Source organism: Bacillus sp. SIMBA_005 (assembly GCF_046535585.1).
GTDB classification, from domain to species: domain Bacteria; phylum Bacillota; class Bacilli; order Bacillales; family Bacillaceae; genus Bacillus; species Bacillus pumilus.
Genome location: NZ_JAWRWI010001278.1, coordinates 1 through 231, shown reverse-complemented (window position 1 = coordinate 231; position 231 = coordinate 1). Strand labels below are relative to the sequence as shown.

Below are 231 nucleotides of genomic sequence, written 5' to 3'. Positions count from 1 at the left end.
ATCATATACAGGAAGTGAACGAAAAGTGAAGGCAAGCGTCATTGTTCCCGCATATAATTCCAAGGAGAGGCTTTATAACAGCCTGCTGTCCCTGAATGAACAGGAATGCACAGAGCCGTTCGAAGTGATTGTGGCTGACAACGGTTCGGAAGACGGAACCTTATCCATGCTTGAATCATTCAGCGCGAATTTTCCGCTGATTTTTGTGAGAATTAAAGAAAACAGAGGGAT

The 231-nt window shown here is 44.2% G+C and carries 1 protein-coding gene; it reads left to right on the top strand.

Going from position 1 to position 231, the window contains the following annotated elements:
* Positions 1-25 precede the first annotated feature (25 nt).
* A partial coding sequence (locus tag SB660_RS24175; RefSeq protein WP_410585181.1) for a glycosyltransferase family 2 protein occupies positions 26-231 on the top strand: 206 nt, incomplete at its 3' end.